Source organism: Flavobacteriaceae bacterium GSB9, from assembly GCA_022749295.1.
Lineage (GTDB): Bacteria > Bacteroidota > Bacteroidia > Flavobacteriales > Flavobacteriaceae > Flavisericum.
Window position 1 is genome coordinate 538664 of sequence record CP062007.1, and the last position, 22208, is coordinate 560871.

The 22208-nt window shown below is 35.3% G+C and carries 17 protein-coding genes; 7 read left to right on the plus strand and 10 right to left on the minus strand.

Going from position 1 to position 22208, the window contains the following annotated elements; genetic code table 11:
* Positions 1-179: 179 nt before the first annotated feature.
* Both GSB9_00472 and uvrA read right to left on the minus strand, forming a co-directional pair.
* The gene (locus GSB9_00472; protein UKM63925.1) at positions 180-4220 is read right to left on the minus strand and encodes a T9SS type A sorting domain-containing protein; all 4041 of its coding nucleotides are present in this window, start codon (positions 4218-4220) and stop codon (positions 180-182) included.
* 872 nt (positions 4221-5092) lie between these two features.
* A complete protein-coding gene (uvrA, locus tag GSB9_00473; protein ID UKM63926.1) occupies positions 5093-7876 on the minus strand; it encodes an excinuclease ABC subunit UvrA in 2784 nt (927 codons plus the stop codon).
* Positions 7877-8113: 237 nt separating this feature from the next.
* Between uvrA and GSB9_00474 the strand changes: the two genes are divergently transcribed.
* Complete coding sequence (locus GSB9_00474) at positions 8114-8698, plus strand: sigma-70 family RNA polymerase sigma factor (GenBank protein ID UKM63927.1); 585 nt, start codon at positions 8114-8116, stop codon at positions 8696-8698.
* 228 nt (positions 8699-8926) lie between these two features.
* Here GSB9_00474 and GSB9_00476 read toward each other — a convergent pair whose 3' ends face one another.
* Positions 8927-9586: an endonuclease III gene (locus GSB9_00476; protein UKM63929.1), complete on the minus strand. Its 660-nt coding sequence runs from the start codon at positions 9584-9586 to the stop codon at positions 8927-8929.
* A 126-nt stretch (positions 9587-9712) separates the two neighbouring features.
* On the opposite strand from GSB9_00476, the gene bcp reads away from it, so the two are divergent.
* The gene (bcp, locus tag GSB9_00477) at positions 9713-10168 is read left to right on the plus strand and encodes a thioredoxin-dependent thiol peroxidase (GenBank protein ID UKM63930.1); all 456 of its coding nucleotides are present in this window, start codon (positions 9713-9715) and stop codon (positions 10166-10168) included.
* Between the two features lie 59 nt (positions 10169-10227).
* Here bcp and GSB9_00478 read toward each other — a convergent pair whose 3' ends face one another.
* Positions 10228-11691 carry a TonB-dependent receptor gene (locus tag GSB9_00478; protein UKM63931.1) on the minus strand — a complete coding sequence of 488 codons (1464 nt, stop codon included), beginning with the start codon at positions 11689-11691 and terminating at the stop codon, positions 10228-10230.
* A 93-nt stretch (positions 11692-11784) separates the two neighbouring features.
* Here GSB9_00478 and GSB9_00479 point away from each other — a divergent pair, with 93 nt between their 5' ends.
* A complete protein-coding gene (locus GSB9_00479) occupies positions 11785-12546 on the plus strand; it encodes an MBL fold metallo-hydrolase (protein UKM63932.1) in 762 nt (253 codons plus the stop codon).
* 13 nt (positions 12547-12559) lie between these two features.
* Entirely contained in the window at positions 12560-13060 is a 501-nt protein-coding gene (locus GSB9_00480; protein UKM63933.1) for a hydrolase, read from the plus strand.
* Between the two features lie 3 nt (positions 13061-13063).
* Here the strand turns inward: GSB9_00480 and GSB9_00481 are convergent, their stop codons facing one another.
* Together GSB9_00481 and GSB9_00482 are read right to left on the minus strand one after the other, a co-directional pair.
* The gene (locus GSB9_00481) at positions 13064-13432 is read right to left on the minus strand and encodes a DNA topoisomerase IV (protein UKM63934.1); all 369 of its coding nucleotides are present in this window, start codon (positions 13430-13432) and stop codon (positions 13064-13066) included.
* A 38-nt stretch (positions 13433-13470) separates the two neighbouring features.
* Positions 13471-13866 carry a helix-turn-helix transcriptional regulator gene (locus GSB9_00482; GenBank protein ID UKM63935.1) on the minus strand — a complete coding sequence of 132 codons (396 nt, stop codon included), beginning with the start codon at positions 13864-13866 and terminating at the stop codon, positions 13471-13473.
* A 291-nt stretch (positions 13867-14157) separates the two neighbouring features.
* Here GSB9_00482 and GSB9_00483 point away from each other — a divergent pair, with 291 nt between their 5' ends.
* The 3 genes from GSB9_00483 to GSB9_00485 all read left to right on the plus strand — a co-directional run bounded on the left by GSB9_00483 (position 14158) and on the right by GSB9_00485 (position 17467).
* The gene (locus GSB9_00483; GenBank protein UKM63936.1) at positions 14158-15303 is read left to right on the plus strand and encodes a peptidase M14; all 1146 of its coding nucleotides are present in this window, start codon (positions 14158-14160) and stop codon (positions 15301-15303) included.
* Positions 15304-15373: 70 nt separating this feature from the next.
* Positions 15374-15853: a winged helix-turn-helix transcriptional regulator gene (locus GSB9_00484; GenBank protein ID UKM63937.1), complete on the plus strand. Its 480-nt coding sequence runs from the start codon at positions 15374-15376 to the stop codon at positions 15851-15853.
* Between the two features lie 162 nt (positions 15854-16015).
* Positions 16016-17467 (plus strand): MBOAT family protein, encoded by a 1452-nt coding sequence (locus tag GSB9_00485; GenBank protein ID UKM63938.1) that lies wholly within the window; start codon positions 16016-16018, stop codon positions 17465-17467.
* A gap of 175 nt (positions 17468-17642) precedes the next feature.
* Here the strand turns inward: GSB9_00485 and GSB9_00486 are convergent, their stop codons facing one another.
* From GSB9_00486 to GSB9_00489, 4 genes are all read right to left on the minus strand, one after another.
* Complete coding sequence (locus GSB9_00486) at positions 17643-18596, minus strand: hypothetical protein (GenBank protein ID UKM63939.1); 954 nt, start codon at positions 18594-18596, stop codon at positions 17643-17645.
* Between the two features lie 64 nt (positions 18597-18660).
* Positions 18661-19848 carry a GNAT family N-acetyltransferase gene (locus tag GSB9_00487; protein ID UKM63940.2) on the minus strand — a complete coding sequence of 396 codons (1188 nt, stop codon included), beginning with the start codon at positions 19846-19848 and terminating at the stop codon, positions 18661-18663.
* Positions 19841-20995: a GNAT family N-acetyltransferase gene (locus GSB9_00488; GenBank protein ID UKM63941.1), complete on the minus strand. Its 1155-nt coding sequence runs from the start codon at positions 20993-20995 to the stop codon at positions 19841-19843. Before GSB9_00488 ends, GSB9_00487 begins: the two co-directional genes overlap by 8 nt.
* A gap of 41 nt (positions 20996-21036) precedes the next feature.
* Positions 21037-22197, minus strand: a complete 1161-nt coding sequence (locus GSB9_00489) for a GNAT family N-acetyltransferase (protein ID UKM63942.1) — start codon at positions 22195-22197, stop codon at positions 21037-21039.
* Between the last annotated feature and the right edge of the window lie 11 nt (positions 22198-22208).

Below are 22208 nucleotides of genomic sequence, written 5' to 3' on the forward strand. Positions count from 1 at the left end.
ATTGGTCGATTTCACAAGCACTAACTTTCTGTAATAATTTTAAAATTCATTAAAAATTTAAATTAATTTTTAGGAGAGTATTTGCTTTGCACAAAAGTTGATTGGTTGATTTTTAGAAATAAAAAAGGGATGCCAATTGGCATCCCTTTAAAATAGCTTTTGGTTTACAGTTGTAAATACTATTTAACTAATAATTTTACAGCTTTGGTTCCTTCTACAGTTTTAACCGTAGCAATCCAAAGACCTGTGCTGAAGTTAAAATCTGTGTTGGTGTTGGTTTTAATAGTTTTTACCAAAGCACCAGTCATGCTATAAATATTAATTTCAGTTGAAGATTTCACATCAGAAACATAAACCCTGTTTCCAATGGCTCTTACGTTTGAAGATACGTTAGATACCTCTCCGGCTTTATCAATACTTAAAGTAAACGCTGGATTTTCAACCAAGGTAGTTGGTACCTCAGTAGGTCCAAATGCTAACATGTATACTGCGTTTCTCCAAATGGTTAAAGCTTCTGGACTAATGTTTGCACCATCACCTAAAATAGTAGCGCCGTAGCTGAACGATAATGCAACCGCATCAACACCAAGAACATCAGTAGCAGCTTCACCTAATTGTGTGCCAGCAGGCAAGTAATTGATAACAAAAGAACTACTTGGATCTGTAGCTTCTGGTACTGTTGCCAAAGAATTCGCTGTACCAGCTATTGTCGCTGCAATATCAATATTAATTAGCGCATCAATGGCTTTGTTCCCGCCAGTGCTGCCATCGTCTTGAGCAGTAGCTTCTTTGAAGATTCTAATATCGTCACCTCCAGTGAAATCAATACCACTGAATAATGGATGAAGCGTATTAGTTGCCGTAACCGAAACATTTTGAGTCGCTTCAACTGAAGCATCAGCATCAGTAACAGCCCTACCGTCTCTAAAGGCCCAAGTTTTGTTATAAATAATAGGTGTTGTAACATCTTTTACACCTAATGCTCCACCTGGCTGGAACAATGCTGCTCCGGAGCTAATGGTTTCTTGAGCAATTACAACATCGAAACCAGAAATATCTGGAATAGCGCTTCCGTCAGAAGGTGTTTCCACATATGATACCTCAATATTAGTATCTGCGTTAAGCATGTTAATTACGGGGTCAGCACCTGGAGCAGAAGCTCCTTCGCCTTGACCAACACCAGTTTGGTTTACGTAAAGCACTTTTGCAGGAGCCATGTAAGCCGGATTTTCAACAAGTGTAGTTGGTACTTCGGCAGGACCATAAATAAGCATGTAAGCGGCATTTCTCCAAATAGTCAATGCTTCAGGGGTGATGTTAGCTCCGTCACCTAATATTGTAGCGCCGTAGCTAAACGATAATGCTACAGCATTAACGCCAAGAACATCGGTAGCAGCTTCTCCTAACTGTGTTCCAGCAGGTAAATAATTAATAACAAAAGAACTGCTTGGGTCTGAAGCTTCTGGTACCGTTGCCAATGAATTTGCTGTTCCGGCTATAGTTGCGGCAATATCGATGTTGATAAGGGCATCAATAGCCTTGTTACCGCCAGTGCTGCCATCGTCTTGAGCAGTTGCCGACTTAAAGATTCTAATATCATCTCCTCCCGTAAAATCAATACCATTGTATAGAGGGTGAAGTTTATTGGTTGCTGTAACCGAAACATTTTGGGTTGCTTCAACTGAAGCATCAGCATCGGTAACAGCTCTGCCATCCCTAAAGGCCCAGGTTTTGTTGTAGATAATAGGTGTTGTAACATCTTTTATACCTAATGCACCACCTGGTTGGAACAATGCTGCTCCAGAGCTAATGGTTTCTTGAGCAATAACTAAATCGAAACCAGAAATATCAGGTATTGCACTACCGTCAGAAGGTGTTTCAACATAAGTTACAAAGAAATTATCATCGGCATTGAACATGTTAATTACAGGGTCTGCACCTGGGGCAGAAGCTCCTTCGCCTTGACCAACACCAATTTGGTTTACATAAAGTATTTGTTTATATGCTTGACCGTTTTCATAAAGGTTGGTTGGAACTTCTTTACCAGTAAGCATATAAACAGCATTTCTCCAAATAGTTAATGCTTCAGAAGTCATATTTCTACCATCACCTCTAACTTGAGCGCCATAACCAAAAGCAAAAACAACGATGTCTTGGGTTGAAACGTCGCCAGCATCAGTACCTAGCTTTGTTCCTGATGGGATATGGTTAATAACTATTGAAGAATTAGGGTCAATAACCTCTGGAGTAGTTGCCAATGTCGCAGCAACTGGATCCATTTCTAAACCATTTAAAACTTTTAGAGCTGTATTGCCTGTGCCTGTGCCATTGCCGTTTGTAGCGGTATAGAATAAGCGTACATCATCACCTCCAGTAAAATCAATACCACTGAAAATAGGATTATCTTGGTTAGCTAAGGGAACCGTTACCGATATATCACTTTTGTTGCTAGCAATAGCTGCAGCTGTTGAAACAGTTGCTTTGTCAGCTCTAAAAGCTTCTGACTTACAATAAATTACTGGAACCGTTAGATTTTTAGGTGCCAATGGGCCATCTGCACTAGATTTAAAAGCGCTAGATCCAGAAGACACATCCTCTTGAATGATGATTAGGTCGTAAGGACTCAGGTCTGAAGGTGTAATCGTGCCAATTCCATCAATGGTGCCAGAAGTAACTTCAAAATTCTCATCAGAATTTAGCATTCTAGTGATGGCGTCATTACCAGGGGCAGAAATAGTACCGCCTTCATCAGATGAGTTGGCATTGTTTAAATAAAGTATCTTTGTAGGTGTTTTTCTTAATACTTCGTATGTTACCTCAAGGTATGGTAAGTATATATCAGAACCTCCGTTAACATTAGATGCCAAAAATTCTAAATTTTGAGAGTTACCAACTGTGGCAAAAAATTCTATAGTGATAAACTCGTTTAAATCTTGTCCATCAGCAGCTGTGGCATTAAGAATTTCTTGGTACGTACCATCAGGAGATGAGTTTCCATTGACTTTTACCCATGACTTATTGTTGTTATTTGGCATTTTAAAATCAAAGTCTAAACTTGAAAATTGTGATAATGGAACTTTAACAACAGAAGTTCCTAATGGTTTTAAAAGTACTCTGGAGCTATTTTTCATATCTAGTCCATAAGCAGCATTGTGATAGTTATCGCCTGGAGCATGTCTGTAATCCAATCTACCATCCGCACTTTTAAATCTATCTGTTTGAGGTTGAGCATTTGCTTCATCAGACCCTTGAAGTACGTAACCATCTGTATGGTTTGGAATGATTGATCCATCTCTAAAATCGTAAACTGTTGTTTCTTCAACAATTTCGTATTTGTCATAATCAGGATTTACGTGTAATGTTGTTGGAACAGTTTGCCCAGTTAACATGTAGGCAGCATTTCTCCAAACGGTTAAAAATTCTGAAGTTACGTTGCCCCCGTCCATTTTACGTGTAGCACCAAAATTGAAGGGGAATGCTATGGCATCCTGAGCAAATGCACCATCAGCAGTTGTGCCTACTTGAGTCCCTGAAGGGAAGTAGTTAATTCCAACAGAAGTAGCATTATCAGTAATGTGCGGTACAGAAGCCAATAAAGTGGTGCTAGATGATATTTCAAGATCAATAACAACATCTACTGCATAAGGCCCTATACCACCCTTATCGTCTGAAGTGGTTCTAAAAAATTCAACACTACCTCCAGAAACATCTATACCACTAAAAATAGGGCTTGCTGCATCTACAACACTCATAGATAATTCTTGAGTTCGTGTTACAGCAGAGGAAGACGTAACCAATGCGGTTGAACTGCCTCTAAAAGCATAGGATTTAGCATAAATAGCAGGAATAGTTAATTGGTCAGGGTGTAATGGATTGCCAGCCTTGAAAATAGCATTGGATGATGCCAAACTTTCGGTGGCAATAACTAAATCGAAGCCAGTAAAATCAACTGGACTAGAAATGGCATTACTTCCAACTGCTTGAGTCCCCATTTCGGTAACTGTGAAATCTGCATTTGCTATTTTAACCCATGAAACGGTGAAATTGGCGTCAGACTCCAACATCCTGGTTATGGCGTCGTTTCCAGGCACAGAGCTACCGTTGCCTTCGTCATTGGTGCCATCCTGGATAACATACAAGACGTTTTTTTGAGCCTCAATTTTATTTGGAATTAATGCAGCTAAAAGCATAAAAACCAAAATACTTGTAATTTTCTTCATAATTTAATGAATTTTAGGTTTAGTTAATATTCGTTTTAAGAAGTATAAATTTAACGAATTAATAATAAATCGATAGTATTTTTGAACAACGAACAATCCTATAAGTTTTATTTAAGATATTTTTTTCAAAAAAAATAATTTGTAATATAAAACATACTGTAGGTTGGTTAAAATGTTATTAAGTTATTCCTTAAACCTATTTAATGGTTTTAAAAATAAATCTCTTTCAATTGTATTAGGTAAAAATACCGTTTTAAGATATTTAGCTAAACTTGGTAATTTGTAATTACTTAGCTCATCTATAACATTTTTGCTTAATAGCTTGTTTGGTAAGCTTGGGGGCGCAATAGATGTTTTTTCAACCGTACCAGCAGATTTGATTTTCCAATATTATTTGTTGTGTTTAATAAACCTGGATTTTACCTAAACTCAAAGTGTTTGTGTCAATTTCGTTAGATTTTAATTTATTGCACTTATAAAGTTTGTTGTTCTTACCGAATAAAGTACAGAATCATTTCCAAAGATGTCAAAATTTTTATTGATTATAAAAAGCAAAAGAATTGTGTTTATACGGTCTGCTCGATTTTCGTTCGGCAGCTGTTGGAAACGTATGTTTGTAATAAACATACGCTTGCTGGCTTTGTGAAATTTTTAAATTAAAAAAATATTAAATGAAACGGTTGTGACACCAATCCTTTCGGCAGGTTGTTGATGTGCATTGGTGGTTGCTTCGGTAATTATCTGGCTTATTTTCAATGTGATTTCTAGAAACAACTACTGTCGAGGAGTAAATATCAGGGTTTGTGCCTATTGATGTGTTTACAGTAATAAAAGTCCATTCAGGGCCTTACCTTTTGTATTAAAAACTAATGTTAAAGCTTTGGTTTCAAATATTTTCCTATTTCAGAATCTTTTACTTTCACTATATCTTCAGGAGTGCCCGAAGCAACGAGGTTGCCACCGTTTTCTCCACCTTCGGGTCCTAAATCGATAATGTAATCAGCGCACTTTATAAGGTCGATATTATGCTCAACGACAATGATGGAATGGCCTTTTTCAATAAGGGCATCAAAAGATTTCAATAGTTTTTTAATGTCGTGAAAATGAAGGCCGGTAGTGGGTTCGTCAAAAATAAAAAGTGCTTTTTCTTTATTGTTGCCTTTTCCTAAAAACGAAGCTAGCTTAATGCGCTGAGCTTCTCCACCAGATAGAGTTGAAGAGCTTTGCCCTAAGGTCACGTAGCCTAAGCCAACGTCCTGTAGTGGTTTGAGTTTGTTTTTTGTTTTAGTTTGTTTGTTGTTTTCAAAAAAAGCTACAGCATCATCAATGGTCATATTTAAAATATCATCGATGGTTTTATCGGCAAAAGTAACCTCGAGCACTTCTTTTTTAAAGCGTTTCCCTTTGCAGGTTTCACATTCCAAATGCACGTCGGCCATAAATTGCATTTCAATAGTTACTTCACCTTCGCCTTTGCAAGTTTCACAGCGTCCGCCATCTACGTTAAAAGAAAAATGTTTGGGTTGGTAGTTTCTTATTTTGCTTAATTTTTGTTTTGAATATAAAGCTCTTATGTCGTCATAGGCCTTTATATAGGTTACGGGATTAGATCGAGAAGACCGTCCAATTGGATTTTGGTCTACAAACTCTATGTGCTGTGTGTTTTTAAAGTTGCCTTCAATTTTTGAAAATTGCCCTGGTTTGTCACTAAAATCTGTTAGCTGTTTTTGTAGTGCAGGGAATAAAATTTTCTTTACCAATGTACTTTTTCCGCTGCCGGACACACCTGTTACTACCGATAGCACACCTAACGGAAAACGAACATCAATATTCTTTAGGTTATTTTCGCGAGCGCCTATAATATCAACGTGGTATTTTGAGCTTCTACGTTTTTTAGGGACTTCAATATTTAATTCTTCATTAAGGTATTTTGCAGTAAGGGATTGTGCTGCTAAAATATCAGCGTAACTGCCTTCGGCCACAATGTTTCCGCCAAGTGTACCAGCTTCGGGACCGATATCAATTATTGTATCGGCGGCTTTCATGATGTCTTCATCGTGCTCAACAACAATCACGGTGTTGCCTAAGTCCCGTAACGATTTTAACACTGAAATTAACCGTTCTGTATCTTTTGGATGCAAACCAATACTGGGTTCGTCCAAAATATACATGGAGCCTACCAAGCTGCTCCCTAACGATGTTGCTAAGTTAATACGCTGGCTTTCGCCCCCAGATAAAGTGTTCGATTTTCGGTTTAAGGTCAAGTAATTTAAACCTACATTCGCCAAAAAGGACAAGCGGTTGTTGATTTCTTTCAATAGGCGGTTTGCTATTTTTAAATCGTAATCGTTCAGTTCCAATTGATTGAAAAATTTAGTTAGTTTGTTAAGCGGCATTTCAACCAAATCGGTAATTGTGGCACCTGCAACCTTTACGTAGTTGGCTTCGGGGCGTAAGCGCTTGCCGTTGCAGGTTTTACATTTTGTTTTTCCACGATAACGCGAAAGCATTACCCTGTTTTGTATTTTATAAGCTTTAGATTCTAACTCTGCAAAAAAAGCGTTTAAGCCCTCGAAATACTTGTTGCCATCCCAGATAAGTTGTTTTTGTTTATCGGATAGCTCGAAGTAAGGTTTATGGATAGGGAAATCAAATTTGTGGGAATTGTTCACCAATTGGTCCTTGTACCAACTCATGCTATCGCCGCGCCATGGAAAAATGGCATTTTCATATACCGAAAGCCCGGTGTTTGGAATCACTAAGTCTTCATCGATACCAATAATATCGCCATAGCCTTCGCATTTAGGGCAAGCTCCATAAGGATTATTAAAGCTAAATAAATGGATGTTAGGCTCGAGAAAGTTAATGCCATCCAATTCAAATTTATTGCTGAAATGACGCTGTTTGCCGTCAGACAGGGTTTCAATAATGCATTCGCCTTTTCCTTCAAAAAAAGCTGTTTGGGTGGCATCGGCCAAACGATTGTAAAAGTCTTCGTCGTCTTTAGTTATAATTCTATCAACGACCAAAAGAATATCATCTTTCTTTGACACCGACTCAATTTCATCAATTCGTACTACCGAACCGTTTACTTTTAACCTAGCATAGCCCTGTTGTGAAAGTGTTTTTACTTTATTTTCCATAGAACGCCCTTCTTCTAAATGGATAGGGGCGAGAAGCAGGAGTTTTTCCCGTTCGGGGAAGGTTTTTAAGTAGTTTAAAACATCTGTAACCGTATCTTTTTTAACTTCATCACCAGAAATAGGCGAATATGTTTTTCCAATCCTGGCGAACAATAATTTTAAATAATCATAAATTTCGGTGGTTGTGCCAACTGTAGAGCGTGGATTAGTAGAATTCACCTTTTGCTCGATAGCAATAGCTGGAGCAATACCTTTTATATAGTCAACTTTTGGTTTATTCAATCTTCCAAGAAACTGCCTGGCATAACTTGACAAACTTTCAACGTATCGTCGTTGCCCCTCTGCGTAAAGGGTATCGAAGGCCAAACTGGATTTTCCCGAGCCCGATAGTCCCGTTATAACCACGAGTTTATTGCGTGGTATCACAACGTCAATATTTTTTAAGTTGTGCAGTTTTGCACCTTTTATAATAATGCTATCTTTCGGGTTTGCTTCGTTAATGCTAGTGTTCATAGGCTTTTAAGGCAATAATTGCGCAAAGATACTACAACAAATCGAGCCTAAAAAATGCATTATTGCCTTATGAAACGTTAAAAAAAGCTGTTAATTTTTGTATTTTGGGAACGATTGTTGTTATCTTTGGAGTATTAACAGCAATTAAATCAACTTACGCCTATAGCATAATTTTACTTTTAACATGTAACCCCAAGCAAAGAAGCCTAGGCTATCTATGCGCTAAAAGTGAATATTATGCAACACGAACTTATTACCGATGCTACCTTGGTTAGCAACTACATAAAAGGCAATGAGGCTGCTCTAGAAATCTTAATAGGAAGGCACAAGCAAAAAGTTTATAGCTTCATTTATTCAAAAGTTTATGATAAAGATGTCGCTGAAGATATTTTTCAGGATACCTTTATTAAAGTAATCCGTACGTTAAAACGCGGCGCTTATAATGAAGAAGGTAAGTTTTTACCTTGGGTAATGCGCATATCGCATAATTTGGTTATCGATTATTTTAGAAAAAATAATAGGATGCCAAAATTTGACAATACGGGTGAGTTCAGTATCTTTTCCGTTTTGAGTGATTCGAGTTTGAATGCCGAAAAAACGATAATTAAAGAGCAAGTAGAAAATGATGTAAGACGATTGGTTGACGAACTTCCTGAAGACCAAAAAGAAGTGTTGTTGATGCGTATCTACAAAGACATGAGTTTTAAGGAAATTTCAGAAAGAACAGGGGTAAGTATTAATACAGCACTTGGCCGAATGCGCTATGCCCTTATTAATCTGCGTAAGATTATTGATAAGCACAATATCGTTTTGACTAATTGACATACAATAAAGTAAAATTTGCTGCGTTATTGATTTGTAATAATCCTTAAATTGATAAAATGGCAAAAATTTACTCTGAGAATTCTATTGATAAAATAGAAAAACTACAACCGAGGGAAGAAACGGTTAATTTTCTTCTAAACTATTCTAAAGCTTTAAGTGTTATAAGTTGTAATGATTTGAAGTTTGAAGCACTTCAAAATTGAGTTTGAGGAAGTCCTGATTTAATCAGGACTTTTTTCTTTTGTAGTATTCGTTTATTACTGATTTTCTGCCGATTTTTTTCGTAATAACATCTTTTTCTAAATCCCAACCTCTTGCTGGCGAATACTCTCTGCCGTACCATATAATCTGAAGGTGCAAATCGTTCCATAACGCCTTTGGAAACAGTCGCTTTGCGTCTTTTTCGGTTTGGGTTACATTTTTTCCGCTGCTTAAATTCCAACGAAACATTAACCTATGTATGTGGGTGTCCACAGGAAAAGCAGGCACGCCAAAAGCTTGTGACATCACTACACTTGCTGTTTTATGCCCAACAGCAGGAAGGGCCTCTAAACCTTCAAAGTTTTGTGGAACTTTTCCGTTGTGTTTTTCAATAAGTATCTTCGATAAACCATGAATACCCTTGCTTTTCATGGGCGATAGGCCTACAGGCTTTATAATCTCCCTAATTTCTTCAACCGTAAGATCTACCATATCGTATGGGTTGTCGGCTTTTTCAAAAAGAAGTGGCGTAATTTGGTTGACCCTAACGTCGGTACTCTGTGCCGACATGAGTACGGCAATTAATAACGTATATGGGTCTTTGTGATCTAATGGTATGGGGATGTCTGGGTAAAGTTTATTTAAGGTATTTATAACAAATTCAACCCGCTCTGTTTTGGTCATAAGTTGTATTTTTGATAAAAATCAAAGTTAAGACTATGAAATGAGCATAACTAATAATTTTTAATCGTAATAAAAATTATTGTTAAGTGAATTGCATTTGACCAACTTATCAAATTAAAATTCCAAATGAAAACATTAAAACAAGGTGATGCCGTGCCAAATTTTTCGGTAAAAGACGAACAAGGAAATACGGTAACGTTAAATGATTACAAAGGAAAAAAACTGGTAGTGTTTTTTTACCCGAAAGCCAGTACGCCAGGCTGTACTGCCGAAGCTTGCAATTTAAGAGATAATTACAAAGTTCTTCAGGAACAGGGTTACGAGCTTTTGGGTGTGAGTGCAGACAGTCAGAAAAGACAGTCGAATTTTAAAAATAAATATGAATTCCCCTTTCCGCTATTGGCCGATGAGGACAAAATCGTAATTAATGCTTTTGGTGTTTGGGGGCCTAAAAAATTTATGGGCCGTGAATACGACGGCATACACCGAAAAACGTTTATTGTTGATGAAAATGGCATTGTAGAAGGCGTTATTGATAAAGTGAAAACTAAAGACCACGCGGCTCAAATATTAGAAGATTGAGCTAATAAATAATTATGTAAAAAAATCCAGTTTGATTTCAAACTGGATTTTTGTGTTGTTTATTTTCTTCTTCGATTTAAGGTTAAAGGTTTTCGGGTGTAACCAAAAAGGCGGTAGTCTTTTATCAACTCAGCAGTGCCCTCTGGAACCATATCTTCCCAACCGGGCTCACCTTCGGTTATCATACGCAATATTTCGCGCGAAAAAATATTCATAATATCGGGGTCGTAATCCTTAATGTCTATAACCTTTCCGTTATACTTAAAGAACTTGTAAAGTTCCTTCATTCTCGGATACACTTTTAAGTTTTCGCTGTTAACAAGTTCGCCAGTTTTAGGGTCGAGCATTGGATAAAGGTAAACTTTTAAATCTTTAAAAAACAGTTTTCCAAATGCCTCTAAAATACCTCCACTAATATGTCGATAGTATTTTTCGTCGAAAATCTCAATTAAATTACTTACTCCCATGGCCAATCCCATTCTGGCTTTGGTGTATTTCGAGAAGTACTCAACTACTTTAAAGTACTCTTGGAAGTTAGAAATCATAACCGAGTGTCCTAGAGAACATAACAAATCAGCTCTGTCTATAAAATCCTGTTCGTCAATTTCGCCTTCGGCTCTTAAATTTGACAGTGTGATTTCAAATACTGTAACAGTTTTATCTTTATCTACTTTGTTTTCGTTTATGAACATCTCATACGATTTCTCATACATTTCCATGTTCACCCTCGTTACAGGCCTAAAGCTTCCGCGAAGCGCTAAAATATTCTTTTTATAAAACACTTTAGCTGGCAAAACATTGGTTCCATCGGGTCCAAACATTACGGCATCTGTCATGCCGTTTTTAACCAGCTGCAAACTCATTAGTCGGTTGTCCACATTTTTGAACACTGGCCCTGCAAAGTTTATAGTGTCAATTTCTAATTGGTCTTTGTCTAAGTGATCGTATAAATAGCGGAGCAATTTTTTAGGCTGATTGTATTTATAAAAAGCTCCGTAAATTAGGTTTGTTCCCAGAATACCCAAAGTTTCCTGTTGTAGTCTGGCATCGGTTTCCTTAAATCGTAGGTGCAAAATAATTTCGTTGTAATCGCCACCTGCTTCGACCTGATATCTTATGCCAACCCAACCATGACCTTTAAATTGTTTTGCAAAATCTATAGTCGCTACCGTATTGGCATAGGTAAAGAATATTTTATTCGGGTTTTTTTCGCGTGTTAGCCTATTTTCTATCAGGTTCATTTCGTGTGCCAACATTTTGCGTAAACGCGGCTGTGTTACGTAGCGTCCGTCATCTTCAGCGCCATAAATGGCGTCACTAAAATCTTTGTCGTAGGCCGACATGGCTTTGGCAATGGTTCCTGATGCGCCGCCAGCTCTAAAAAAATGCCTGCATGTTTCTTGGCCGGCTCCAATTTCGGCAAAAGTACCGTAAATATTTTCGTTTAAGTTGATTCGCAATGCTTTAGATTTTAACGATGGGATGTCGTCAAACTCTTTATCTCCTTTTATAGTAATTTCCATGCTTTTCACGTTGAATTCAATAAAGAGTAAAGATATTAAATTACTATATGAAACGAAAAAATAACCTTATTTTTGGCTTAAAATTACGATATTTTGAAAATAACCTTTCTCGGTACTGGTACTTCGCAAGGAATCCCTATTATTGGGAGCAATCATCCAGTTTGTTTAAGCAAAAATCCAAAAGACAAGCGGTTGAGGGTTTCGGTTTTAGTAGAGTGGGGTGACCATGCTTATGTTGTAGATTGTGGGCCGGATTTTAGATGTCAAATGCTAAGGGCTAACGTAAGCAAGATTGATGGGATATTGTTCACTCACGAGCATTCCGACCATGTTTTGGGCTTGGATGATATTCGTCCGTTTTATTTTAGGCAGGGAGATATTCCTATTTATGCCCACAAACGCGTCTTGAAAGAGATAAGAAATAGGTTTCAATATTTTTTTGAAACAGAAAATAAGTATCCTGGAGCACCCAGTGTCATTGAAAACCCAATTGAAAACAAGCCTTTTTTACTGAAAGACATGGAGGTCATTCCTGTTGAAGGTAAGCATGCCGATTTGCAAGTTTTTGGATTTCGATTTAAGGATTTTGCTTATTTAACCGATATGAAAACCGTTTCAGATATTGAGGTTGAAAAGCTAAAAGATGTAAAGGTTTTGGTGGTTAACGCTTTACGTGTTGAGCCACATCGTTCGCACTTTAATTTAGAGGAAGCTTTACGGTTTATCGAGCGTGTTAATCCTGAAAAGGCCTACTTAACCCATATTAGCCATTTGTTGGGATTTCACGACGAGGTTGAAAAAAAATTGCCCAAGAATGTTTTTTTGGCTTATGATGAATTGCAAATTACCGTTTAAAAAGTTATAAAAAATGAAACAGAAAATATTTATGTATTTGTTCGTGTTTTCAATACTGTTGGTGTTATTTCAGTATATGAATTCCAAACACATTTTTGAAGATATGAACAAAAAACTAGAGGCTTACAAAGCAGAAGCCGCTAAGTATAAAGATTCCGTTTCTGTTTTAGAAAACCAAATTGTAGAGCTTTCGCATTTTAACCTAGTCAGAAACGAGGATGCCATCAGCTATTTTGAAAGCGACGGCCACGATGTAGGTGCCTTAATTCCATATGTGAAAGACAAACTCTACGAAACAAATGCGGTAAAAGGGCAGCACCCAATCATTCCTTATTCGTCCAGCGAAGGTAGAAAAATGATGATAAATACCGTAAAAATACTTAATCACAAATGGATTATTGCCGATTTTTCAGATGGTGAGTATTGGGGCGAGGTTTTCTTAACTTACCAGGTTTCGCCCGAACGGGATGTGCAATTTAATTTAGTGGAGTCGTTTCTCTATCCTTTTGATTAAAGTTTAGTCCGTTTTATACGCTACGCCTTTTTGTTTTTTTGTTTCCCCTACATACGAGTATTCGTAAGTGTATGACGAGTCGGTTGTAGTTAGTATTTTAAGGTGGACGTCTTTTTTTTCAGCCATGGTTTTAGGATTGATGGTTTTAAAAATGACTTCGCAATCGTTAATCCATCTTAATTTAGCGGAGTCTATCTTGTTGTTGTAGGTTTCAACCTGGAGGCCTTTTGTTCGTTCGAAATGAGATTTATAAACAACGCCGTCAATCTCAACTTCACCATAAAATTTACCAGTTTTGAAATCTTTACAATTTCTTTGGGCTTCATAGCAATTAAAAAGAGAAACAAAAGCAAGTAGAATCAAAAAACGCATAAAACTATATTTTGGAGCAAATTTAGTAAAGTAAGCGCTTAGTTTTGGAAGTTTTTAAAACTTCCGTCCGAATAAAAAATAACAATGCGCTCGATAGTCTTTCCGTCAGCATTTTCTGTTTTTAAATTTTCAACCAACACATTGTCTTTATTGGTTGCTTTTGTTTCGGTTGTTTTAATTTCAGTTCTAGCGGTTTCGATTTTTTCTTCAGAAGGAAAATGTCCACGGCCGTTAAAAAGCCAATACAAATCTACCTCGGGGAAGGTGTTAAGAATTTTTAAGATAAAATCTAAACTTGGCTTATTTCTTCCGGATAAGATATGTGAAATACTGGAGCGCTGCACCCCAATTTTTTCCGCAAAGGAAGAGGCCGATTCTCCGTAGTAATCCATTACTTTTTGTAGTCTTTCTATAAAATCTTCAGTGTTTATCATTGTAAAGGGGGCGGTCAAAATATGTTTGGTTACAAATGTAACAATTTAATGTTGATAATACATCTTAAACACTTTGTTTTTGCGACATATATTAAAGCCTAACTTAAGGTAGAGGTGTTTAGTTCACTGAATAGCAATTATTTAATCGTATTTGTGACTTGTCAAGTGTTTTTATTGATTTAATAAGCTATTAGGTACTTTGTTTTGGCTACAACTGTAAACATTTTACTTTAATTTGTTGTTTACAATTGTAAAATTGTAAATGTTTACATTTGTCACAAACAAAAGCACATGGAAGTCTCACAAATAAAAGCACTGCACTCAAAGCATAAAGAAACAACTCTATATCACCGTTATATTACCAACGATAATATTGTTCCTTTACTAAATAAATTAGAAGATACCCTGTCCGTTGTGACCCTAGGAAAATCCGTTTTAGGAAAACCTATTTATGGTCTTAAAATTGGAAACGGTGAAAAGCGTGTGCTTATGTGGTCGCAAATGCATGGTAACGAATCTACAACCACTAAAGCGCTTTTTGACTTAATAAACACCCTATTGCGTGGTGGTGAAGGAATAGGTTCTATACTGGATAGCTGCACGTTGTTTATCATTCCTATTTTAAATCCTGATGGTGCTGAAGCCTACACTCGAATTAACGCTAATGAGGTTGATTTAAATCGTGATGCGCAAAACCTTACCCAGCCAGAAAGCATGGTTTTAAAGAGTGCATTTGAAAGTTTTAAGCCCCATTTTTGTTATAACTTGCATGGACAGCGCACTATTTTTAGTGCTGGAAAGCGAAATAAATCGGCTATCGTATCGTTTTTATCGCCCGCACAAGACCAAGAATGTACGGTTACTGCCAACCGAAAGGTGTCAATGGAAATTATTATGGTAATGAATAAAGCCTTGCAGGCTGTTATTCCAGACCACGTAGGCGTTTACGATGATGCTTTTAACATAAATTGTGTTGGCGATACGTTTCAGAGCACAAATGTGCCTACAATACTTTTTGAGGCAGGACATTACCCAAATGATTATGCTCGTGAACAAACACGAGAACTTATATTCATCTCTTATTTAACGTCTTTGAATTACATTTCCGAAAACGATATTTCGGGACAATTTTATGAGTCTTATTTCGGTATTCCCGAAAACGAAAAACGCTTTTTCGATGTGATTATAAGAAATGCCCTGTTTAACGGTGAGTTACTCGATATAGCCATACAATTTCAAGAACGATTAATTGCTGGCAAAGTAGAATTTATGCCAAAGGTTGTGAAAATTGAACCACTAAATGGTTTTTTTGGACACAAAGAGATTGATGCTCAAGGGAATGAGGTGGTCGATGAAGCGGGTAGGCCATTAAAAATAGACTACGAAAACGTTTTCGTTGTATTGAAAAATGAAAAAATCTTATTATTTTCAAAATAAAGCCTATCAATTATATATTATTTTTAAAGAAAATGTATTAATTTTGCTTTTTATTTAAGAATAGTTAATTATGGGGAAAATTAAATTAGACGAAATCGATCATCAAATTCTTGATATGTTGATTGATAACACTAGGATTCCGTTTACGGACATTGCAAAAAAATTGTTAATCTCTGCAGGTACAGTTCATGTTCGTGTAAAAAAAATGGAAGAAGCTGGAATAATAAAAGGGTCTTCTTTAATGTTAGACTACAAAAAGCTTGGATATTCATTTATTGCTTATGTTGGCTTATACCTAAACAATACTTCTCAAACCAAATTTGTTTTAGAACGCATTAACGAAATTGCTTATGTAACAGTAGCGCACATAACTACCGGTAAATTCAATATTTTCTGTAAAATTAGGGCGCGTAGCACCGAACATGCCAAGGAAGTGATATTTTTACTAGACGATATTGATGGTGTTTACAGAACAGAAACCATGATTTCTTTAGAGGAGAGCATAAACGACAAAAAGCGTTTAATGCATTCAATTTTTAATGATATGTAAACCTTTCATAGGTTTAGCAAATATAATAAAGCCCTTCTTTGAGGGCTTTTTTGTGTTATAGTATGTGCCCAAACAACACTTCACAAATTTTATTTGAAAATTCCAGTTTATTACTTCATGTTTGCAGATACAAAAATTAATAAGACGAAATAAGTCTAGCTTATGGTTTTCAATTCGTTTGAATTTTTCATATTCCTTGTGTTGGTGTTTTTTGTTTACTGGATTCCATTAAAACAAAACACCAAGGGGCAGAATATTTTATTGCTTGTTGCTAGTTACTTTTTTTATGGGTGGTGGGATTGGCGCTTCCTGTCTCTAATTCTTTTAAGTACCGTTGTTGATTATTTTGTGGGCATAGCTATAGACCGTAATGAAAACAAGAAAACTAGAAGAAGGTGGTTGTGGGTCAGTATTTTTTTTAACGTAGGCTTATTGGGCTTTTTCAAATATTTCAATTTTTTTGTCGACTCGTGGATAGATGCGGTAGCCATGTTTGGTTATGAAATAAAGAGTACATGGACTCTAAGGGTGCTTCTTCCAGTAGGTATTTCGTTTTACACCTTCCAAACGATGTCTTATTCGTTTGATATTTATTACAAAAGGTTGAAGCCAACAAAAGATTTTTTATCGTTTGCTGCTTTTGTGAGCTTTTTTCCACAATTGGTTGCTGGCCCCATTGAACGAGCTTCAAATTTATTATCGCAAATTCTCGAAAAAAGAACATTTGATTATAATCAGGCCGTAAGCGGCTTGAAACTTATATTATGGGGATTGTTTAAAAAAATAGTAATAGCTGATTCTTTAGCGCCCATTGTTGACGATATTTTTGCAAATTATACAACGTACCCAGCATCTACCTTGGTTTTGGGAGTTACTATGTTTAGTTTTCAGGTTTATGGTGATTTTAGTGGCTATTCAGATATTGCTATTGGCACGGCTAAACTGTTCGGCATTGAATTGATGTCGAACTTTAAGTTCCCTAACTTCTCACGAAATGTGGCCGAGTATTGGCAGCGCTGGCACATATCATTATCAACATGGTTTAGGCACTATCTTTATATTCCTTTAGGAGGTTCTCGTGTTAGTAAACTAAAGTCGGTTAGAAATATTGCCATCATATTTTTGGTCAGTGGGTTTTGGCATGGTGCCAATTGGACGTTTATTTTCTGGGGAGCCTTTCATGCTGTAGCTTTTATTCCGGTTTTTTTATTGGGCCGGAATACCATTTATAAGAATAGTGTGGTTGGAGAAGATTCACTTTTTCCGTCTATTGTAGAAATAGGCCAGCTTATTTTAACCTTTGGCATTGTGACGTTTTCCAGAATATTTTTCAGATCGGAATCCATTACAGCAGCATTTGGTTTTATTAAACGTATTTTTTCCGATTTTTCATATGGTGAATATATGCACCCACAAGGGTATCGTATGATTGATTATTATATCCTGATTGCTGTTTTTGTACTTTATGAGTATCGCATACGAAAAGATGAACGTTCGCCATTTAAGTTTAAATCGAAATATTTACGGTTTGCCATTTACACCTTAGTTATATTTTTGATGATGCTCTTTTATGATGATGGCGTTGATAGATCATTTATTTACTTCCAATTCTAGAGTGGTCTAATCAAAAAGAATTCTGCGATATTCTGTATCTGGGTTTACATGGAATTGAAAATTCATGACCTCAGTTCGATTAACAATTCGGCCCTAAAAACGTTTTATTGTATTGGTTTTTAATGGTGTGTTGTTTTAAAGCAGATCGGTAAGAACGACAAAACACTATGTTCTTTTATAGAGACGTTTTGTTTTTTATATAGTCAGCAATAACAGAGGCTAAAATATTCCGCCCGTTGTTGTTCCAATGCTGGTCGTATATCAAAGTGGTTGGTTTTTTTGAAGCTTCCATAGCTGGGCCAAAATCTAAGTATTTGTAGCCAACAGAGTCGCAGTATTTCAAAAATAAATCGCTTGTTTTATTTGAATTTAATAAAAATACTGTCTTTTCTTTGTCAACAGTAAAATTACTGGTAAGTGTTTTAAAGTTTTGTAAATATCTTTGGGTGTCTTCTTCGGAAGCATAATCATCTACATATTTTTTTTCTTTATGTTTAATTCCTAAAAGTTTGTTTTTCAGCTGAGTAATAGCTCTAAAAACGCCGATATTTTGTGCATAGGTAATTAATTTGATATTATCCTTTATTTTATATGTTAAACGGTCTTGCAGATTCACGCGAAAAAAATTTGGTTTATAATTGTCCCTTTCTAAATCGGTGTAAAATTTCATATAAATAAAAGTATAGTCTATGTATTGAAACTTATCCTTGTAAGCTTCTATTAAATGCAATTGATCTGCAAGATCGTAGCCCGAATAGCCGTATTCAAAAACCTTCACTTGGTTTTTTAGGCGTACTTCTATTTTTTTACCTGTAGATTCATAGTAATTCTGGTGAAATCCTTCAATAAAGGAATCTCCTATTAAGGCAATCTCTTTATCTTGTTCGTTAGGTTTAAACTCCCTATATGAATTAAATCCGTCACTGTTAATGTGGTATTGCGCAAAATTCATTCTTCTGTTGCCCGTAACGTAATAGCCTTCTTGGTTTGGCATATTGATCTCGACATCTAAATCGTTAAGCTGGTAGGGTGGGTATTGAGAATACAAATGAAAAACCCTAACGAGTACTTCTAAGCAAATGAGAATTAGAATACTAAAAATAATTGTTTTACCGATTAATTTTATCATCACATTACGAGTTGTTATGCTTCAAAGTTAGTTGTTTAACCATATATATGGCCTATTAGATTTCTTAATTTGAGGTTATTTTTGCAAAAAAGCACCTATCTTTCAGCTTTATAACGTATTTGCCACTGGTAGTAGTTTTAAAAATTTCTACCATTTTAATATGAGCTTTTTGAGCGTAAAGAAACTCGAAAACCATTTGTTTTAAACCTGGCTGGTGACTTTTATATATGTCCACAACAGAAATATTATCTGTGCTAAAATTATGAAGTTCTTCTATATTATAATATACTTGGTGTGTAATATCGGGTGAATTTTGTCTTCTTCTGCGACTTTTTATTTTTTTTACAATGTCGTCTATATTATAATGTTTCAAAATATTTTTAAGTTGGATTTTCTTAATTTCTAGAGCGCTGAAAATACGCTGTTTCCATTGGTTTTTATCAAATAGAATATGATGTTCAAAATCATAGATTAAATTGCTCCAACGTCTTTTATATTCGAGTGTACCATAAGCCATGTCGATCATGCTGTAGTTGTGGTCTATGGCCCATTCTAAAAGTTTGTAAATAGAGATGTTGCCTAAGGCAAACTTAGAGTAATCGATGTCGTAAGAAGGTATAGAAACAAACAAAATGTTATTAAAGTGATGGTTTATGCAAATATATATAGGAATATTGTTTTCATAAATAACGAAAATAGATGCCTTTTTTGAGTTAACGAGCTCAAAAGTTGTATTGAAATAAAAATCCCAATTGTTTAATATATCGTTGTTTTCGTTCCTTTGACCAAACCTAATTGTTAACATTCTGTGCAGTTCATTCATGTAATCGTTATAGTCGTTTTGACTAATAGAACCAAAAAACATACGGTAACTAATTGTAAAACATGTTTCGAGCCGCTTTTTTAAACGCCTGATATTAGACCGAAAACTTTTGCTGTATTCTTGTGCTAGGAAGTTTTCTATATTGTTAGTGTCTTTAATATCTATAGCATAACCTGTTATTTTTTTTTGAGGAACTTTATTAATAACGAGGGTTTTGTCACTAATAAAACGGGGATTTAAGTACAGTGGAAACAATTTTATTGAAGTTGCTTGGTTTGTTTCTTCAAGTCCTTCACCTTCTGAATTATAAATAACTTCACCACTCATAAAGCTTAAAGTCCTGTAAGCAGCGGGGATTTTGCTATGCTCTGTAATCAATGCGTAAAAATCAAGACTTAACATAAGGTCTTTAAATGTTTGCTTATTCAAATATAACTTTTCGAATGTTTTTACGTCCCATGATGAGGAAACTCTTTTCGTTCAATTTAAAAACCTTTGTATCACTAATATGCTCTTGCGTTAAATACAAAAAATCTATAACGGGCCTTTTTAAAAAATTGTAATTTTTGGCATTAAAGTCTACGATGTTAATCATTTTAGGTTTTTCTTTTCTGGTATCTTTGATGTTGTACCTTAAACGTGTCATTAATTTGGCACTGCTATTTTTACTATACGAACTGTTCTTAAATCGTTCATACAACTTTAGGGTTTTTATGAAATTTTTAGCTTTAACTATAGCCATTTGCTTAATTGCAGATAGAGTTCCTGCAACAGATTTTATTTTATAAATAAAGTGATAATGGTAGTGATATTTGAGATTGCTCCAAACTTTTTTATAGTGCAAGTAACCATTTCCCATGTCCATCAAATTGTATTTGTGGTCTAAGCACCATTCTAAAACATTGTAAACCATAATATTGCCCAAGCTGAATTTGGAGTAGTTTATATCATAACCAATAACATGGGCTTTTAAAATCTTATTGGCGTGATAATTAATTCCAACTGTTACTATTTCACCAGAGGCATAAGTTATAAACATGGAGGCCTGTTTATTATTAATCTGATTGTAGGTGCGTTTTCGGAAATTGTCCCATGTTGCTAAAATTTCTGTGGTGTCGTTTTTTTCATTAAACCGAACTTCTAAAAAGCTTTTTAAAACAGTTATAGCTTTATTGTAAACTGGCTCGGATATTTGACCAAAATAAATTTGGAATTCTACATTAAAGCATAAGTTAAAACGTTTTAAGCTTTTTTTTATTTGCGATCTGGATTGTGATTTTAAGTTGTCTTTTAGATAATTCTCTACATTTTTAATGCCATCTAATTTAATGGCAAAACCAACAAGTTTTCTTTGCACGATTTTTTTTTCGGCATAATCTTTTTCTAAAATTTCAGATGTGAAATAATCAGGAAATAAAGTTATGGCGTAGGAATTGGATAATGCTTTTGAACTCGGCCCATCAGGTTTTTTATAGTAAGAAATACCATTGTTTAATTTGATTTCGTTGTAGCATTCAGAAATTCGATTTTCAAGGAATAAACTGTTGTAGAAATCATCTTTTTTCAAAACGGACATATGGCTAATTATGGGGTAAGATTTAATTAAATAGTACTGTTTTATTTAAATTGAGAATTTTTTACAAAACTTAATTGTATTTTTTTGTTTGGGCTTTTGAATATAAATAGGTTTTTTTGATTTTTAATTTGAAATATTTTAACATTGTTGATGTGTTCGCTTTGACTGAATAAAAACTCGTACAAAGGTTTTTGCACATAAGGGGTCTGCAAACATGAAACTTCAATTTTATTGGCATTGTTGAACTCATCTTCGTTAATGGGTTTTAAAGTATAGTCCGTTTGGCTATTTTCTTTGTGGTCATTCTTTTTAATGAAGGATACAAAATGCCTGATGGTGTCTACGGTTCCTGTCTTAATTAAATAATCAACAGATTTATACTTTGCTTTTAAAAAATGAACATACAATTTGCTTAAAAAACCTTTTTTTGTGGTAATTACTTGCGTATTTAAATCATAGATAAAATTGCTCCATTTAATTTTGTAGTCAAAACTGCCATACCCCATATCGAAAAGTGAAATATCATTTTCAAGGCACCATTCTAATTGTCTGTAAATTTCAATGTTTCCTAAACTGAATTTGTGAAAATTAAGGTCGAAAGATGAAATAGCACTATACATGATTGATCCTTGGTGAAAATTCAATGAGATTTCGATAGGGGAGTCATCGCTATATATAACAAAAAGGGACGCCTTTTTTTTGTTAATTAAATGGTACGCGATATCAGTATAGTAATCCCAATTTTCAATAACGCGGTTTTTCCCTTCACGCTCTTGGAAACGGGCTTTTATCATGCTTATAAGCTTTTCCATTAAAATCGAATGTGTTTCACTCTCAATATCACCAAAAAACATGGTATAGCTAATGTTAAAACACTGTTCTAGTCTTCTAAGGCTTCTTAAAGTGTTTTTTTTGAAATTGTTGCCAGCATGTTTTTTTAAATAGGTATCAATGTTATCAATCTCTCTAACGCGAATAGCATATCCTTTTTTGTTAAAAATATTCTGGGCCTGCAGGGAAGGATCTAGCGTTACATCCAAGTAGCTAGGAACTAATGTTTGCTGATACACTTTGTTAAAACCATCTAATTTTTTATCCGATTGAAATATGGTCTCATTGTTAAACGAAAGTTGTAAACGTTTATATGCACTAGCAACCTTGTCTTTTTCAAATAAATCAGAATAAAAGTTATTTTTGATCATGATTTTATAGC

What these genes read in the sequence shown, in the direction of transcription:
- GSB9_00472 (UKM63925.1), bottom strand. Translation starts at nt 4,220, where the DNA reads ATGAAGAAAATTACAAGTATTTTGGTTTTTATGCTTTTAGCTGCATTA.
- uvrA (UKM63926.1), bottom strand. Translation starts at nt 7,876, where the DNA reads ATGAACACTAGCATTAACGAAGCAAACCCGAAAGATAGCATTATTATA.
- GSB9_00474 (UKM63927.1), top strand. Translation starts at nt 8,114, where the DNA reads ATGCAACACGAACTTATTACCGATGCTACCTTGGTTAGCAACTACATA.
- GSB9_00476 (UKM63929.1), bottom strand. Translation starts at nt 9,586, where the DNA reads ATGACCAAAACAGAGCGGGTTGAATTTGTTATAAATACCTTAAATAAA.
- bcp (UKM63930.1), top strand. Translation starts at nt 9,713, where the DNA reads ATGAAAACATTAAAACAAGGTGATGCCGTGCCAAATTTTTCGGTAAAA.
- GSB9_00478 (UKM63931.1), bottom strand. Translation starts at nt 11,691, where the DNA reads ATGGAAATTACTATAAAAGGAGATAAAGAGTTTGACGACATCCCATCG.
- GSB9_00480 (UKM63933.1), top strand. Translation starts at nt 12,560, where the DNA reads ATGAAACAGAAAATATTTATGTATTTGTTCGTGTTTTCAATACTGTTG.
- GSB9_00481 (UKM63934.1), bottom strand. Translation starts at nt 13,432, where the DNA reads ATGCGTTTTTTGATTCTACTTGCTTTTGTTTCTCTTTTTAATTGCTAT.
- GSB9_00482 (UKM63935.1), bottom strand. Translation starts at nt 13,866, where the DNA reads ATGATAAACACTGAAGATTTTATAGAAAGACTACAAAAAGTAATGGAT.
- GSB9_00483 (UKM63936.1), top strand. Translation starts at nt 14,158, where the DNA reads ATGGAAGTCTCACAAATAAAAGCACTGCACTCAAAGCATAAAGAAACA.
- GSB9_00484 (UKM63937.1), top strand. Translation starts at nt 15,374, where the DNA reads ATGGGGAAAATTAAATTAGACGAAATCGATCATCAAATTCTTGATATG.
- GSB9_00485 (UKM63938.1), top strand. Translation starts at nt 16,016, where the DNA reads ATGGTTTTCAATTCGTTTGAATTTTTCATATTCCTTGTGTTGGTGTTT.
- GSB9_00486 (UKM63939.1), bottom strand. Translation starts at nt 18,596, where the DNA reads ATGATAAAATTAATCGGTAAAACAATTATTTTTAGTATTCTAATTCTC.
- GSB9_00488 (UKM63941.1), bottom strand. Translation starts at nt 20,995, where the DNA reads ATGTCCGTTTTGAAAAAAGATGATTTCTACAACAGTTTATTCCTTGAA.
- GSB9_00489 (UKM63942.1), bottom strand. Translation starts at nt 22,197, where the DNA reads ATGATCAAAAATAACTTTTATTCTGATTTATTTGAAAAAGACAAGGTT.